Origin of the sequence: Pseudonocardia sp. P1 (assembly GCF_000178675.2) — a bacterium.
GTDB lineage: Bacteria > Actinomycetota > Actinomycetes > Mycobacteriales > Pseudonocardiaceae > Pseudonocardia.
On record NZ_ADUJ02000001.1, the window covers coordinates 2,141,140 to 2,155,801 of the forward strand.

14 protein-coding genes are annotated in these 14,662 nt (G+C 73.3%); 2 read left to right on the plus strand and 12 right to left on the minus strand.

Translation table 11 applies throughout. The features are described 5' to 3' along the window. Positions 1–5: 5 nt before the first annotated feature. The 12 genes from PP1_RS09430 to PP1_RS09485 form a co-directional block, all read right to left on the minus strand. Positions 6–686 carry a uracil-DNA glycosylase gene (locus PP1_RS09430; RefSeq protein ID WP_010239597.1) on the minus strand — a complete coding sequence of 227 codons (681 nt, stop codon included), beginning with the start codon at positions 684–686 and terminating at the stop codon, positions 6–8. After that, the gene (locus PP1_RS09435; protein WP_010239594.1) at positions 686–1,210 is read right to left on the minus strand and encodes a gamma carbonic anhydrase family protein; all 525 of its coding nucleotides are present in this window, start codon (positions 1,208–1,210) and stop codon (positions 686–688) included. Before PP1_RS09435 ends, PP1_RS09430 begins: the two co-directional genes overlap by 1 nt. Before the next feature lie 30 nt (positions 1,211–1,240). Next, positions 1,241–1,675, minus strand: coding sequence for a monovalent cation/H(+) antiporter subunit G (mnhG, locus tag PP1_RS09440; RefSeq protein ID WP_010239591.1), 435 nt, complete (start codon positions 1,673–1,675; stop codon positions 1,241–1,243). Beyond that, on the minus strand, positions 1,675–1,941 hold the full coding sequence (locus tag PP1_RS09445) for a monovalent cation/H+ antiporter complex subunit F (RefSeq protein ID WP_010239588.1): 267 nt from the start codon (positions 1,939–1,941) through the stop codon (positions 1,675–1,677). The genes mnhG and PP1_RS09445 overlap by 1 nt, the downstream gene beginning before the upstream one ends. Beyond that, a complete protein-coding gene (locus PP1_RS09450; RefSeq protein ID WP_010239585.1) occupies positions 1,938–2,693 on the minus strand; it encodes a Na+/H+ antiporter subunit E in 756 nt (251 codons plus the stop codon). The genes PP1_RS09445 and PP1_RS09450 overlap by 4 nt, the downstream gene beginning before the upstream one ends. Next, positions 2,690–4,333: a Na+/H+ antiporter subunit D gene (locus PP1_RS09455; protein ID WP_010239582.1), complete on the minus strand. Its 1,644-nt coding sequence runs from the start codon at positions 4,331–4,333 to the stop codon at positions 2,690–2,692. The genes PP1_RS09450 and PP1_RS09455 overlap by 4 nt, the downstream gene beginning before the upstream one ends. Next, positions 4,330–4,779: a Na(+)/H(+) antiporter subunit C gene (locus PP1_RS09460; RefSeq protein WP_033200348.1), complete on the minus strand. Its 450-nt coding sequence runs from the start codon at positions 4,777–4,779 to the stop codon at positions 4,330–4,332. The genes PP1_RS09455 and PP1_RS09460 overlap by 4 nt, the downstream gene beginning before the upstream one ends. Before the next feature lie 2 nt (positions 4,780–4,781). Then, positions 4,782–5,381 (minus strand): MnhB domain-containing protein, encoded by a 600-nt coding sequence (locus tag PP1_RS09465; protein ID WP_010239574.1) that lies wholly within the window; start codon positions 5,379–5,381, stop codon positions 4,782–4,784. Next, positions 5,378–7,756, minus strand: coding sequence for a hydrogen gas-evolving membrane-bound hydrogenase subunit E (gene mbhE, locus PP1_RS09470; RefSeq protein ID WP_010239571.1), 2,379 nt, complete (start codon positions 7,754–7,756; stop codon positions 5,378–5,380). The genes PP1_RS09465 and mbhE overlap by 4 nt, the downstream gene beginning before the upstream one ends. A gap of 164 nt (positions 7,757–7,920) precedes the next feature. Then, positions 7,921–8,403 carry a GNAT family N-acetyltransferase gene (locus PP1_RS09475; protein ID WP_202796442.1) on the minus strand — a complete coding sequence of 161 codons (483 nt, stop codon included), beginning with the start codon at positions 8,401–8,403 and terminating at the stop codon, positions 7,921–7,923. A 10-nt stretch (positions 8,404–8,413) separates the two neighbouring features. Then, a complete protein-coding gene (locus tag PP1_RS09480) occupies positions 8,414–9,610 on the minus strand; it encodes a cytochrome P450 (RefSeq protein WP_010239567.1) in 1,197 nt (398 codons plus the stop codon). Between the two features lie 114 nt (positions 9,611–9,724). Continuing rightward, positions 9,725–11,872 (minus strand): malate synthase G, encoded by a 2,148-nt coding sequence (locus tag PP1_RS09485; protein ID WP_010239566.1) that lies wholly within the window; start codon positions 11,870–11,872, stop codon positions 9,725–9,727. A 182-nt stretch (positions 11,873–12,054) separates the two neighbouring features. Between PP1_RS09485 and PP1_RS09490 the strand changes: the two genes are divergently transcribed. Together PP1_RS09490 and PP1_RS09495 are read left to right on the plus strand one after the other, a co-directional pair. Next, positions 12,055–13,509: an FAD-binding oxidoreductase gene (locus PP1_RS09490; RefSeq protein ID WP_010239564.1), complete on the plus strand. Its 1,455-nt coding sequence runs from the start codon at positions 12,055–12,057 to the stop codon at positions 13,507–13,509. Between the two features lie 15 nt (positions 13,510–13,524). Then, entirely contained in the window at positions 13,525–14,652 is a 1,128-nt protein-coding gene (locus tag PP1_RS09495) for an FAD-binding oxidoreductase (RefSeq protein WP_010239562.1), read from the plus strand. Positions 14,653–14,662: the final 10 nt, after the last annotated feature.

Here is a 14,662-nt window from a genome sequence, read left to right on the forward strand (position 1 = left end):
GACCGTCAGGGAAGCTTCCAGTCGACCGGGTCGCCGCCGATCTCCTCCAGCAGGTCGTTCGCACGGCTGAACGGCCGGGACCCGAAGAACCCGCGGTCGGCCGACATCGGCGACGGGTGCGCCGACTCGACCAGCGGCACGTCCTCCAGCAGCGGGACGAGGTTGCGGGCGTCGCGGCCCCAGAGGATCGCCACCATCGGCTCGGCGTCGCGGGCGACCAGCGCCCGGATGGCCTGCTCGGTGACCTCCTCCCAGCCCTTGTTCCGGTGCGAGCCGGGCTCGCCGGGGGCGACGGTGAGGCACCGGTTGAGCAGCAGCACGCCCTGGTCGGTCCACGGCGTCAGGTCGCCCGACGACGGCGCCGGGTGCCCGAGATCCTCCGTGTACTCCCGGAAGATGTTCTGCAGCGAGCGCGGCAGCGGGCGGGTCTCCTCGGCGACCGAGAACGACAGGCCGACGGCGTGCCCGGGCGTCGGGTACGGGTCCTGCCCGACGATCAGTACCCGGACGTCCTCGAAGGGCTGCTGGAACGCCCGCAGGACGTTCGCGCCCGCCGGCAGGTACCGGCGCCCCGCGGCGATCTCCGCCCGCAGGAACTCCCCCATCGAGGAGACGGTCTCGGCCACCGGCGCGAGCGCCTCCGCCCAGCCTGCCTCGACGACCTCGTGCAACGGCTTCGCGGCCATCAGTCCTCCAGCCTGCGCAGCTGCTCGCGGAACCGGCGGCCCCGGTCGACATAGGACTCCACCGAGTGCTTCCAGCGGTCCTCCGGCACCTCGTACCCGTCGCGGACCCGGGCCGGGACGCCGAGCGCCATCGCCCGGTCCGGGACCTCCGCACCGGGCGAGACGACCGCGCCGGCGGCGACGATCGCGCCCGCACCGACCGTCGAGCCGTTCAGCACGACCGATCCCGACGAGATCAGCGCCCGGTTCCCGATGGTCGCCGCCTCGATGTGCACGTTGTGACCGACGGTCACCTCGTCGCCGATGACGGTCGCCTGGCGCAGCGTGGTGTGGATGATCGAGCCGTCCTGGATGCTGGTGCGGGCGCCGACCTCGATCCGGCCGTCGTCGCCGCGCAGCACCGCGGTGGGCCACACGGTCGACTCCGGCCCGAGTGTCACGTTCCCGATCACGACGGCGTCCGGGTGGACGTAGGCGGTCGGGTGGATGTCCGGTTCGGCGTCACCGAGCGCGTACAGAGGCACACCCGCAGGGTACGAGTCCCGGAGGACCCGTCACGCCGGGCCCCCGGCCCCGCCGGTCGTGTCCGATCCGGACCCGCGCGGCGACGGCGGTCCGTCCGGCGTCACGGTGCGGACGGCCCGGGCGTCGGCGTCCATCCGCTCCCCCAGGTCGTCGACGACCAGCGACTCCCGGTCGATCGCGCCGGTGCGGTACGCCGACCGGCCGACCACCTGGGAGATCACCGGGGCGGTCAGCACCTGGAACAGCACGACCAGCACCAGCGTCGAGGAGTTCTCGAACTCCAGCTGCACCGCCACACCGAGGAGGATCAGCAGCAGGCCGAGCGTCTGCGGCTTGGTCGTCGCCTGCAGCCGCGCCGGCAGGTCCGGCAGCCGCACGAGGCCGAGGGCCCCCATGAGGCAGGACACTCCACCGGCCAGCATCAGCACGGCGGAGATCACCGAGGTCACGTCCGAGGCCGACATCAGCGGTGCCGCTCCCATCGTTCGACGAGCCGGGCCGCCGTCGCCGAGCCGACCAGCGCGATCAGCGCGACGGCCGCCAGCAGCGGGATGTTCGACCCGTCCGAGTAGATCGCCGCGTACACCCCGGCGGCGGCCACGATCAGCACCACGATGACGTCGAGGGCCGCGATCCGGTCCAGGGTCGTGGGGCCGCGGAGCAGCCGCCACAGCGTGAGCCCGCCGGCGGCGGTCAGCATGGTCAGTACGATCGCGTAGACGACGGTCATCGCGCCGCCCTCCCCGTGTCCCGGCCCTCGGCGACGGCGGCGACGGCCGCGCGGCACATCTCCACGTCGGCGTCGGTACCGACCGCGTCGATGACGCGCATCTGCAGGTTCATCATCTCCTTGCGCAACCGGTCGACCGCGCCCGCGCGGTGCAGCCCGAGCGCGAACACGTACCAGCGGCCACGCCGGCGGTCGATCTGCAACGTGAAGCTGCCCGGGGACAGCGCGCACGCCGCGACGATCATGGTCACCGTCCGGTCGGAGGTGGCGCACAGCGGTAGCCCCACGATCCCGGAGCGGGCCCGCCGACCCTGGGCGACGGTCACCACGCTCACCCGGATACCGGAGACGACGAGGTCCACCACGAGGTACCCGGCGAGCCGCAGCAGCTTCAGCGGCCGCACCGGCATCCGGTCCGGCAGCAGCGGGAGCGGGAACAGCACCGTCACCAGCAGCCCGATGACCAGACCGCCGACGATCGCCGTCGGCGCGAGGCTGCCCCACAACAGCACCCACACCAGCGCCAGCGCCAGCACCTGCGGGATCCGCCGCGGCCAGCTCCCGATCCGGGAGTTGTCGCCCGGCTGGTCGTCGACCGTGGCGGGGCGCTGCTCGGGCACGAGTGCGGCCTCGCGGGACTCCTCGGCCGGCAGCCCGGTCCCGGTCTCCGCGGCACCCATGTCCGCCTCGCGCTGCCCCTCCGGGGACGTCTCCGGAGCCGCGCCGTCGCGGATCGTCCGGTCCTCGCTCACGGGGTGCCCCCTTCCGCGTCGTCGGTCGCCATCGCCGTCCCGCCGCCGGTCCCGTCGGGAACGTCCGGCACCGTCGCGACCGGCTGCGCACCGGGCCCGCCGGGAGCCTCGTCCGGCCCGAGCACGGCGCCGCGGTAGGTGTCGCGGGTCTGCAGGTCGATCCCGGCGCGCGCGGTGACCGCCGACAGCGGCCCGGCGAACACCGCGATGACGATGCTGACCGCGATCAGCGACGCGGCGCCGACGTACATCCCGCGGGCGCTGCGGGCGGTGCCGACGACCAGCTCGTCGTTCGGGTCGTTGTCGACCAGCGGCTCCTTCGGCGTGCCCCAGAACACCCGGACCCAGACGCGGGCGGCGGCGTAGAGCGTGAGCAGGCTGGCGAGCACGACGAAGGCGGCGACGATCCGGCCCGCCGTACCGGCCTCGGCGCCGGCCTGCAGCAGTGCGAGCTTCGCGACGAATCCCGACGTCGGCGGCAGCCCGGCCAGGGTGATCGCGGGGATCGCGAACAGCACCGCCAGGTGCGGGGCCGTCTTCGCGAGCCCGCCCATCTGCGAGATCGACACCGTCCCGGTCCGCCGGGTGATCAACCCACTGACGAGGAACAGCGTCGCCTGCACGGTGATGTGGTGGACGACGTAGAGCGCCGTCCCGGCGATCCCCGACGGGGTGTACACCGCCAGCCCGAAGAGCATGAACCCGATGTGGCTGACCAGCAGGAACGACAGGAGCCGGTTGAGGTCGTCCTGCGCGACGGCGCCGAGCGCGCCGACCACCATCGTCACCGCGGCCATCACGAGCAGCAGCAACGAGGGGTGGTCCTGCGGGAACACCAGGGTCTGGGTGCGCAGCAGCGCGTAGATGCCGACCTTGGTCAGCAGTCCGGCGAACAGCGCGGTGACCGGTGCTGGGGCGTTCGGGTAGCTGTCGGGCAACCAGAAGTGCAGCGGCACGATCGCCGCCTTGATCCCGAACACGACGACCAGCACGAGCGCCAGCACCGTCTTCAGCCCGTCGGGCAGCAGCGCGACCCGCCCGGCGAGGTCGGCCAGGTTGACCGTGCCGGTCGCCGCGTAGACCAGTGCGACCGCGGTCAGGAACAGCAGCGACGACATCAGCGAGACGATCACGTACGTCATCCCGGACCGGATCCGCGACGCCGACGTCCGCCGGGTGATCAGCACGTAGCTGGCCGCCAGCATGATCTCGAAGGCGACGAACAGCGTGAACAGGTCACCGGTCAGGTAGGCCAGCGAGACGCCCGTCGACAGCAGCAGGAAGATCGGGTGGAACGTGGTGCTGGCCGTCTCCCGGCCGTAGTCGGAGATCCGCTGGTCGATCGCGTAGACGAGCACCGCGAGGGTGACCAGCGTCGAGATCAGCAGCAGCAGGGCCGACATCCGGTCGGCGACGAGCACGATGCCCATCGGCGCCGGCCAGCCGCCCAGCTCGGCGACGACCGGCCCGTAGCGGTCGGCGGACACCAGCAGGACGCCGGCCACGACGCAGACGATCGCCAGCGTCACCACGCCGATGACCCGTTGCAGCGAGGCCCGCCTGCTGACGATCACGCTGGCGGCGGCGCCGAGCATCGGCAGCAGCACCGGCAGCGTCACGAAGGCCTGGAGCAGGGTCACTTGCGGCCCTCCTCGAGCTCGTGGGAGTCGGCGGTGTCCTCGGGACCGGCCTCGGTCTCCTCGGCGGTGCCCTCCTCCATCGCACCGTCCGGCTTCTGGGCGGCGATCCGGCGGTCCTCGACGTCGTCCTGGACCTCGTCGTGGCCGACCAGTACCCAGGACCGGTATCCGAGCGCCAGCAGGTAGGTGGTCAGCGCGAAGGTGATCACGATGGCGGTGAGCGCCAGCGCCTGCGGCAGCGGGTCGGTGAACTCCTCGGGCAGTACCGGGCCGAGGATCGGCGCGCGCCCGGGCGGCCCGCCCGCGAGCTGCAGCAGCAGGTTCGCCCCGTGCCCCAGGACGACGATGCCGATCAGGACCCGCATCAGCGAACGCTGCATGAGCAGGTAGAACCCGACCGAGTACAGGACGGCGAGCACGATCGCCATGCTCAGGTTGATCGTCATGTTCACCGGTCACCACCGCCGGAACCGCGCGGCGCGGCCTCGCCGGCCTCACGGGCGTCCCGGGCGATGCCCGAGCCCAGCGAGCGCAGCAGGTCCAGCACGACGCCGATGATCAGCAGGTAGACGCCGACGTCGAGCAGCAGGCTGGTGACGACGTCGATGTAGCCGGCGTCGCCGAAGCTGATCCGCCACTTGGCGGAGGACAGCACCGCGCCGCCCCAGAGCAACGGTGCGAGACCTGTCAGCACCGCGATCGTCAGCCCGGTACCGACGACGACCGGCGGCCGGATGCGCAGTGTGGAGCCGGGGTCGTCGTCGCCGCCCGCGATGTGCCGCAGCACGAACGCGAGCCCGGCGACCAGGCCGCCGGAGAACCCGCCGCCCGGGCCGTAGTGGCCCTCGAACAGCAGGAACACCGAGAACACCAGCACCGTCGGGAACAGGAGCCGGGCGGCGGCCTCGAGGACGAGGGTCCGTTCCCGGGTGTCGGGGCAGTTGCCGGGCAGCATCCAGCGGCCGCTGGGCTGGTCCCAGCGCTCCCAGGCCGTGTCCTCCTCGGGGGGCGGAGCCGTGTCACCGGGCCGGTCGGTGGAGGTCGTCATCCGAGCACCTCCTGCTCGTGCTTCGGCGAGCCCGAACCGCTGCTCACGACCGCGCCGCCCTTCTTCTTGTCGTAGCGGGTGGCGAGGACCAGGCTCGCCGTCCCGGCGGCACAGATCAGCAGGATGGTGATCTCCCCGATGGTGTCCAGTGCCCGGAAGTCGACGAGGATCGCGCTGATGAGGTTGGTGGCGCCGGCCTCGGGGGCGTTCGCGACGAAGGCGTCGGTGGTCGACGGCGGCTGCAGCCGGGCCCCGGAGAGCACGACCGCAGTCCCGGCCACGAACACCCCGCCGACGGCGGCGAGCGCGGCCTTGGGGGCGCGGACCCGGCGTTCGGTGTCCGGTTCGTCGAAGTGCGCGGGCAGCCGCCGCAGCACGAACACGAACGCCACCAGGGTCAGCGTCTCCACCAGGAACTGGGCGAGGGCCAGGTCCGGGCCACCGTCGATGACGAACAGGCCGCCGATCCCGTAGCCGACGGCGCCGACCAGCAGCACCGCGGTGAACCGCCTGCGTGCCCGGGTGAGCGCGACCGCGGCGATCACGACCATCAGCCCGACCGGGACCTGCATGATCGAGTCGTAGGGGGCCTGGTGCTCGGGCATGGCACCCGTCATCAGCAGCACCGGGCCCGGGAGCACGATCAGGGTGGCCAGGATGCAGCCCAGGTAGACCGGCAGCGACCCGATCTGCAGGCGGCCGGTGAGGCCGATCGCGAACCGCTCCAGGCCGGTCACGACCGCCTCGTAGCCGCGCTGCGCGGACACCCCCGGGATCCGCGCCCGGGAGGTCAGCGGCGCCCCGTAGCGGTGCAGGAGCAGGCCGCCGACGAGGGCGAGCGCGGAGAAGCCCAGCGGGAGACCGAGACCGTGCCACAGGGCGAGCTCGTACTGCGCGGCGTAGGCGTCGCCGAGCGGGGGCAGCGACCGGGCGTAGGACCCGGCGACGTCCTGCACCAGCGGCGCGGCGAAGCCGGCGGCCAGGCCGGTCAGCGCGCACAGCCAGGCCGGGCCGGACAGCCCGAGCGGCACCGGGTCGCCGCCGGTGGGCTGGCTGCCCTTGGTCGAGAACGCGCCCCACAGGAAGCGCGCGGTGTAGGCGACGGTCAGCAGCGAGCCCGCGAGCAGCCCCACCGCGACGACCCAGCCGCGGGTCCCGCCCTCCAGGACGAACGCCTCGTACGCGGCCTCCTTGCCGACGAACCCGAGCAGCGGCGGCAGCCCCGCCATCGACAGCCCCGCCAGCGTCGCGAGCACGGCCAGGCCGCGCCGCCGCCGGCCGAGACCGCACAGCTCCCGCAGGTCACGCGTGCCGCACGCCTTGTCGATGGCGCCGACGACCATGAACAGCGGGGCCTTGAACAGGCCGTGCGCCAGCAGCATCGCGATACCGGCCAGCGCGGCGACCCGGGACCCGGCACCGAAGAGCACCATCAGGAAGCCGAGCTGGGACACGGTGCCGAAGGCCAGCAGCCGCTTGAGGTCGGTCTGGCGCAGCGCCCGCCAGCCGCCGAGGAGCATCGTCGCCAGGCCGAGCACGACGACCGGGACCCACCACACCGTGTACACCGAGAACGCCGGCCCGAGCCGCGCCACCAGCACGACGCCGGCCTTCACCATCGAGGCGGCGTGCAGATAGGCCGAGATCGGCGTCGGCGCCGCCATCGCGTAGGGCAGCCACGGGTGGAAGGGCAGCTGCGCGGACTTCGTCAGCGCCCCCATGAGGATCAGCACCAGCGAGATCGCCAGCGCGACCGGCTGGTCCGGCGCGAGGGTGCCCGCGGAGGCCGCTGCGGTGAGCTCGGGGATCGAGTAGGTGCCGGCGATCCCGCCGAGCAGCACGATGCCCAGCAGCATCGCCAGGCCGCCGAACACCGTCACGAGCAACGCCTGCACGGCGGCCCGCCGGTTCTCCCGGTACTGACCGCCCTGCCCCACGAGCAGGAACGACGTCAGCGACGTCAGCTCCCAGAACACGTAGAGGGTGAGCAGGTCGTCGGCCAGGACCAGGCCGAGCATCATCCCGGCGAAGGTGACCAGCAGGGCGGCCGAGCGGGCGGCGTCCTTCGAGCGGGGGCCGAAGTACCAGGCCGCGTAGACCATGATCAGCGCCCCGACGCCGGAGACCAGGACGATCATGGCGAGGGCCAGCGCGTCCATCCGGAGGCTCAGCCGGAGCCCGAGCTCCGGGGCCCACTCGACGACGTCGGTGACGCCGGCGCCGAGCGCGGCCGGGGCCTGCGCCATCGCCCACACCAGTGTGGCCGCCAGCAGTGCGGCGCCGGCCCCGAAGGCCAGTCGCCGGTTGTACCGGGCGAGGGCCGGGAGGCACAGCGCCAGGACGAGATGGGCGGCCACGACGGCGAGCACCGACACCTCCTGGTTCGCGGGGTCGTACGGACGGGCGGGTCACTCGCTGCACGATCGACCGGGGAGCGGTGCGGACGTGTCACGAGCCGGTCCCCGGACGGGACACGGCGACGACGCCTCCGTCATCCTATCGGCGCAACCGGACGATTCGCCCGCCACCGTACCGGGGCTCACGTCCGCAGGGGCTTGCCGAAACACCGTGAGCGATGATCGTCCCGATACACGCCGAACCTCCCGATCGGGCGGTATCCGCACGCGCGGTACAAGCTGATGGCCTCCGGCTGCGCGGTCCCGGTCTCCAGGATCATGCGCCGGCGCCCGGCCGCCTCCGCGGTGCGTTCCAGCTCCGCCAGCAGGGTCCGGGCGTGACCCTTCCCACGGGCGTCCGGGACGACGTACATCCGCTTGACCTCCGCGTCGCCGTCGCGGCGGACCGGGTCGTCCGCCACCGCGTCGACCGCCCGCCAGGCACCGGTGACCACGGCGCGGTCGCCGTCGTAGCCGACCAGGAACAGCCCGCGCGGGGCGGCGAAGTCCGCCGGTGCGACGGGGGTGGCGTCGCCGTCGCCGTAGACCCGGCGGTAGTACTCCTGCACCTGCCCGTCGAGCGTCACCGCGTCCGGGTGGTCGAGGGCGGAGACCCGCAGTTCCAGCACCGGGCCATCATCGTTCCCAGGTCACCGGGAGCGCGCGGAGGCCTCCGGTCAGGACGTCCGAGCGCAGCTGCAGCTCCGCGCGGGGCACCGCCGTGCGCAACGACGGCAGCCGCGCCGGCAGGGCGCGGAACACCTCGGTGAGCTCCACCCGGGCGAGGCTCGCGCCGATGCAGAAGTACGGGCCGTGGCCGAAGGCGAGGTGCGCGGGGCGACGTCCGGCGTCGAAGGCGCCGGGGTCGTCGAACGTGCGCGGGTCCCGGTTCGCGGCGGCGGGGGCGAGCAGGACGGCGTCGCCCGCCGGGATGCGGACCCCGGCGATCTCGATGTCGGCGTGCGCGTAGCGGGGGATCCCGCTCGACCCGGGGGCGGCCAGCCGCAGGATCTCCTCGACGGCGGCGTCGGCGCGGCCGGGGTCCGCGGCCAGCGCCGCCCACTCCCCCGGCTGGTCGAGCAGCAGCACGGTGCCGACGTCGATCCGTCCGACCGTCGTCTCGTGCCCGGCGAACAGCAGCGCCGCACCGAGACCCGCGAGCCGGTCGCGCCGGCCGTCGTCACCGCCGAGTGCGGCGAGGTCGGAGAGCACGTCCTCCCCCGGCTCGGCCGCCTTCCGGTCGAGCAGTTCACGCATGTACGCGAACAGCCGCGCCGCGCTCGCCTGCGCGTGCTCGCGGTCGTCGAGCCGGCTCAGGCCCTCGGACCACGCGCTGAACTCGGCGCGGTCGGCGAAGGGGACGCCGAGCAGCTCGCAGATCACCAGCACCGGCAGCGGGAACGAGAGGAGCTCGTGCAGGTCGGCGCCGGGTCCGGCCGCCTCCGTTGCGTCGAGCCGCTCCGCGACGAGATCGGCGACGTGCTCGCGCAGCCGGCCCATCCGCCGTGCCGAGAACGCCGGCGCGAGGAGCGTGCGCATCTGCGTGTGGTTCACCCGCTCGGTCTCCGGCGAGTCCCCGGAGGGGCCGCCGAAGACCATCGAGCCGGAGATCCGCGCCGCCCGCTCCGGCTCCGGATGACTGCGGCCGAGCCGGTCGTCGGCGAACAGCGCGCGGGCCTCCTCGTAGCCGGTGACCAGCCAGGCGACGTCGCCGGCCGGGGTGCGGACGGGGGTGATCGGCGCCCGTTCCCGGAGCTCGTCGTAGAGCGGAGGGAGTCGCAGGACGTCGTCGCGCGGGAACGGGAGGCGGGGCAGGTCCGTGGTGGCGGTCACGCACCCGACGTTACGTCCGGCAACGGCCCCGCACCTGCCCACGGGAACGGATTCCCGCGCGGACGCCCCCGGGACCTCGGTCCCGGGGGCGTCGTCGGTCACGCTGCGAACGGATCAGGCGTTCGCCTTGGCGCGCTGCCGCCACGAGGTCAGCGTGCGCTCGGTGTAGCCGTTCGGCTCCGTCGCGCCGGTGAACACGAGCTCCAGCGCGGCCTGGAAGGACTCGCTGCCGTCGAGGTCCTTCGCCATCGGCGGGTAGCCGGGCTCGCCGGCGTTCTGGTCGTCGACCACCGACGCCATCCGGGCGAAGGTGTCCCGGACGGTCGCCTCGTCGACGACGCCGTGCGCGAGCCAGTTCGCGACGAGCTGGGCGGAGATCCGCAGCGTCGCGCGGTCCTCCATCAGCCCGGCCCCGGACAGGTCCGGCACGGTGGAGCAGCCGATGCCCATCCCGACCCAGCGGACGACGTAGCCCAGGATCGACTGCGCGTTGGTCTCCAGCTCGTGGGTGACGGTCCCGGCCGGCAGCGACGACGCGCCGGCGAGCGGCAGCTCCAGCAGCCTGCTCCGGTCGGCCGTGGCGCGCGCCGCGATCTGCGACTGGACCTCGTGGACGTCGACCCGCAGGTAGTGCAGGGCGTGCAGGGTGGCAGCGGTCGGCGAGGGCACCCATGCGCAGTTCGCCCCGGCCTTCGGGTGACCGATCTTCTGCTCGATCATCTCCGCCATCGCGGCCGGCTTGGCCCACATGCCCTTGCCGATCTGGGCGGAGTGGCTGAACCCGGCGGCGAGCGCGACGTCGACGTTGCGGTCCTCGTAGGTCGTCAGCCAGGTCGTCGACTTCATGTCGCCCTTGGGCAGCACCGCGCCGGCCCGGAAGCAGGTGTGGATCTCGTCGCCGGTCCGGTCGAGGAAGCCGGTGTTGACGAAGATGACCCGGTTCGCGGCCTCGGCGATGCAGGCTCCGAGGTTGGCCGAGGTGCGCTTCTCCTCGTCCATGATGCCGATCTTGAGCGTGTTCGCCTGCAGGCCGAGCGCCTCCTCGACGGCGCCGAACAGCTCGACGGTGAGCGCGACCTCCTCGGGGCCGTGCTGCTTCGGCTTCACGATGTAGACGCTGCCGGCCCGCGAGTTGGTGTGCGGGCCCTTGTGCTGCAGGTCGTAGAGCCCCGCGACGGCGGAGACCAGCGCGTCCAGGACGCCCTCCGCCACCTCGGTGCCGTCGGCGGTGCGGACGGCGTTCGTGGTCATGTGGTGGCCGCAGTTGCGGACCAGCATCAGCGAACGGCCCGGCAGGGTGAGGGCGGACCCGTCCGGCGCGGTGTACTCGCGGTCCGGGTTCACCCGGCGGACGACGGTCCTCCCGCCCTTGCTGAACTCGCTGGTCAGGTCACCGGTCAGCAGGCCCAGCCAGGTGCGGTAGGCCAGCGCCTTGTCCTCGCCGTCGACGGTCGAGACCGAGTCCTCCAGGTCGACGATCGTCGAGACGGCCGACTCCAGCACGACGTCGGCGACGTCGGCGTGGTGCTGGCGCCCGACCTGCGTGGTCGGGTCGAGGGTGATCTCCAGGTGCAGCCCGTTGCGGGTGAGCAGGACGGCGCCGCGGCCGTCGCCGTCGACCGCGCGGAAGCCGGCGAACTGCGCCGGATCGGCGAGCCCGACCGTGCCTCCGGAGGTGTCGGCGACCAGGCCGTCGGTCCCGGCCCGGTAGGCGGTGACGCCGGCGTGGCTCCCCTTCGCCAGCGGGAACAGCTCGTCGAGCAGCTCGTCGGCGGCCGTGATGACCTGGGCGCCGCGGCGCTCGTCGTAGCCGCGGGCGAGCTCGCCGTCCTGCGGGAGGGCGTCGGTGCCGTAGAGCGCGTCGAACAGCGAGCCCCAGCGGGCGTTGGCGGCGTTGAGCGCGTAGCGCGGCACCGTCGAGGGGACGACCAGCTGCGGGCCCGCGATCTCGGCGATCTCCGGGTCGACCCGGTCGACGGAGATCGTCGGCGACGCGTCGGGGAGCAGGTAGCCGAGGTCGGTCAGGAACTTCTCGTAGTCGGCGGTCGAGCCGGCGCCGTGCTCGGCGTGCCAGGCGTCGATGCGCTCCTGGAGCTCGTCACGGCGGCGCAGCGCGTCGGCGATCCTGGGCGCGAACCGCTCCTGCAGACCCGCCAGGGTCGCCCAGAAGTCCGCCGCCGTGAGGTCCACGTCGGACAGGAGCTCGTCCTCGACGAACGACTTCAGGTGCTCCTCGACCTGCAGCCCGGCGGTGTCGGCCATCTGTGACCACCCTCTCTGCGTACTCGCTTGGACTGGCTACATTCCTACCAGTGGATTATCTTTTCCGCATCATGAAAGTACTGGGTGCCCGTACGTGATCGCCGGACGGGCGTCGTGCCCCGGCACCGACGTACCCTCACGTGAGCCCCGCCACGCCTGTCCTGCAGCAAGGGAGTGCACCGATGCCCCTGGACGCACCGGTCCGTGAGGAGTTCGCCGCCCTCCTCGGACCCGCCGACGTGATCGACGACCCGGTCCGCACCCGCGCCTACGAGTGCGACGGGCTGACCGGCAACCGGGTCGTCCCCGAGCTCGTGCTGCTCCCCCGGACCGCCGAGGACGTGGCCGGGTGCGTCCGGATCTGCGCACGGCACCGGATCCCGTTCGTCGCCCGCGGCGCCGGGACCGGCCTGTCCGGCGGCGCGCTGCCGGTGGCCGACGGCGTCGTCATCGGGCTGAACCGGCTCGACCGGGTGCTCGAGATCGACGTGGAGAACCGCCGCGCGGTCCTGGAACCGGGCGTCACGAACCTGGAGATCACCGCCGCGGCCTCGCCGCACGGGCTGTACTACGCGCCGGACCCGTCGTCGCAGCAGGTCTGCACGATCGGCGGGAACGTCGCGGAGAACTCCGGCGGGGCGCACTGCCTGAAGTACGGCTTCACCACCAACCACGTGCTGTCGATCGAGGTCGTCCTGCCCGACGGCTCGGTCGTCACCCTCGGCTCGGACTCGATGGAGCAACAGGGACCGGACCTGCGCGGGGTGTTCCTCGGCTCGGAGGGGACCCTCGGCGTCGTCACGAAGATCACCGTGCGGCTGCTGCGGACGCCGGAGGTCATGCGCACGCTGCTCGCCGACTTCCCGTCGGTCGCCGCCGGTGGGCAGGTCGTCTCGGACATCGTGGCGGCCGGGATCGTGCCCGCCGCCGTCGAGATGATGGACGCGCTCGCGATCGAGGCCGCGGAGGGCGCCACCGGCGCCGGCTACTCGCTGGACACCCCGGCGGCGCTGGTCGTCGAGCTCGACGGGACCGTCGAGGAGTGCGACGAGCAGTTCGCCCTGGTCAAGGACATCTGCGACCGGCACGGCTGCACCCGGCTGCACGTCGCGGGCTCGCCGGAGGAGCGCGCGAACATCTGGCGGGGGCGCAAGGCCGCCTTCGCCGCCGTCGGCCGGATCTCGCCCGACTACATCGTCCAGGACGGCGTCGTCCCCCGGACCCGGCTCGCCGAGGTCCTGGAGCGGATCTCCGGCATGGGCGACGAGGCCGGGCTGCGGGTCGCGAACGTCTTCCACGCCGGTGACGGCAACCTGCACCCACTGGTCCTGTTCTCCGCCGCCGACGGCGAGACCGAGCGGGCCGAGCACCTCTCCGCCGGGATCGCCGAGCTCTGCGTGGAGATGGGCGGGTCGCTGTCCGGCGAGCACGGCATCGGCACCGACAAGGCCTGCTCGATGCCGAAGATGTTCGGCGAGGACGACCTGGCGGTCATGAACCGCATCCGGGCCGGGTTCGACCCGGACCACATCTGCAACCCGGGCAAGCTGCTGCCGACCCCGCGGCTGTGCGGCGAGAAGCCCGGGAGGTACCGGCCGCATCCCCTGGAAGAAGCCGGGCTGATCGATCGACTCTGAGAGGGTTCGAAGGGCATGACTCGCGCTGCTCCCACCACGCTGCGCCCGACGACGCCGAAGGAGGTCCGCGACGCCGTCCTGGACACCCCCGGCCGGCTCGCGATCTCCGGCGCAGGCACCGCCCGGCACTGGGCCGGGCGCCCCGCCGAGGTCGACGCCACGCTCGACCTGTCCGCACTGACGGGTGTGATCACCCACAACCCGGGCGACATGACGGTGTCGGTGCACGCCGGCACCCCCGTCCGTGACCTGCAGGCCGAGCTGGCCGGCCACGGGCAGCGGCTCGCGCTCGATGCCGGCCGGATCGGCCGCGGCGCGACCGTCGGCGGCCTGCTCGCCACGGCCGACGCCGGCCCGTCCTCCCTGGTCTACGGCGCCATGCGGGACCTGGTGATCGGTACGACGTCGGTACTGGCCGACGGCACGATGGTCCGCAGCGGCGGTCACGTGATCAAGAACGTGGCCGGCTACGACATGGCCAAGCTGCTGCACGGCTCCTACGGCACGTTCGGCCCGCTGGTGGAGGTCGTGCTGCGGCTGCACCCGGTGCCGAAGGCGACCGCCTGCGTCGCCGTCGACGGACCGGTGGCCGACGCCGCGCGGCACACCGCCGCCGTCGTCTCCAGCCCGCTGGAGCCCATCGCCGTCGAGTGGGTCTCCGGTGATCCCGGACGGCTCCTGATCCGGCTCGAGGGCGGGGTCGACACCCTCCCCGGCCGGGTCGGACGGCTGGTGGACCTGCTCGGCGACGACGCCCGCGAGATCGGCGACGACGCCTGGTCCGGGCACGCCGCACTCACCGCCGGGCAGCCGTCGACGGACGCACCGGAGGGCGCGGTCGTGCGGATCGGGTGCGCCCCGGCCCGGCTCGCGTCCCTGGTGGCGGAGCTGCCCGCGACCGGCGTGACGGCGGGGCTCGCCACCGGCGTCGCGACCGTCACGGTGCCCGGCGCCACGGTCGCCGAGGTGCACGACGCCGTCGCCGCGGTCGGCGGCACGAGCGTGCTGCGCGACCGGCCCGACGCGCTCGACGCCCCCGCGTGGGGCCCCGCCCCGTCCGCGCTCGCGCTCCTGAAGGCGATCAAGACCCAGCTCGACCCCGGAGCCCGGTTCGCACCCGGCCGCTTCGACCCCTGGATGTGAGGACCCCGTG